This is a genomic window from Streptomyces sparsus, from assembly GCF_054776295.1.
This window is the reverse complement of the sequence record NZ_BAAHCA010001316.1, coordinates 1-1037: the sequence shown is the minus strand read 5'-3', so window position 1 is coordinate 1037 and position 1037 is coordinate 1. Positions and strand designations below refer to the sequence as shown.

At 75.8% G+C, this 1037-nt stretch carries 2 protein-coding genes; one reads left to right on the top strand and one right to left on the bottom strand.

Annotated features, from left to right (window positions below; all coding sequences use genetic code 11):
* Window positions 1–697, bottom strand: a 697-nt coding sequence (locus ACYVE9_RS28145) for a DMT family transporter (RefSeq protein ID WP_461030711.1), incomplete at its 3' end; no start/stop codon positions are given.
* Between ACYVE9_RS28145 and ACYVE9_RS28140 the strand changes: the two genes are divergently transcribed.
* The coding region (locus ACYVE9_RS28140) for a GntR family transcriptional regulator (RefSeq protein WP_461030710.1) at window positions 606–1037 on the top strand (432 nt) is incomplete at its 3' end. The two genes, ACYVE9_RS28145 and ACYVE9_RS28140, sit on opposite strands and share 92 nt — an antisense overlap.

Below are 1037 nucleotides of genomic sequence, written 5' to 3'. Positions count from 1 at the left end.
CCCGGCCGGTCGGCGCGGCCGGCTCGGCGGCCAGCGCGAACGCCGCGACCGGGATCGCGACGGGCAGGCACACCACCAGTGCCCAGCCGATCACCTGCCAGCCGGGTATCTCCCGGGCCAGCCGGCCGCCCTCTCCGTACCCGGCGGCGCACAGCATCAGCGCGGCGAAGAGCAGCACGTCACCCGAGGAGAGGCCGCCGCCGCTCTCCTGGACGGCGAACGCGACGACGACCGCGGCACCGGCCCCGGCAGCCGCCCAGAAGGTCCGGCTGTGCCGCACCCGGTGCCGCACCGCCCCGTAGGCCGCGGTGGTCAGCGGCAGCAGGCCCACCACCACCGCCGCGTGCGCCGTGCTGGAGGTCCGCAGCGCGAGAGTGGTCAGCAGGGGGAACCCCACGACCACACCGCCGGCCACCACCAGCAGCGGGCCGCGGTGCCGGCGCAGGGGCGGGCGGACCCGCATGACCAGCAGGCAGCTGAGTGCCAGCGCGCCGGCCAGCGTCATGCGCAGCCCGGTCACCGACCACGGACCGAAGCCCTCCAGGGCCCAGGCCGTGCCGGGAAAGGTGAGCGAGAAGGCCGTCACTCCGAGTCCGGCGAGCACCGTGCCGCGGAGCACGTGTCCGCCGCGGTGCGCCGGTTCGGGGGAGGGGATCGCTACTGTCCTGGCGGGAGTAGCGCTATCGTGCAGTCTCATGAAAAACAGTAGCAGTGTGGCGGAGCTGGCCGACACCCTGCGCGGCGAGCTGCACCGCTATCCGCCGGGCAGCCGTCTGCCCTCCAGTCGGGCCCTCGTCGACCGGTTCCGGGTCAGTCCCGTCACGGTCTACGTCGCGGTCGCCGCGCTGGTGGCCGGAGGCCGCGTCGTCACCCGTCCCGGGGCGGGGGCGTTCCGCGCGCAGGCCCCCACCGACCGGGCGCCCGCCCGCGGTGACACCTCCTGGCAGGAGGTGTCCCTCAGCGCCGAGTCCGCACCCGACCAGGTGCCGCGCACGGTGGACGCCTCGGGGCTGCTCGCCACGCTGACCGCCGCACCC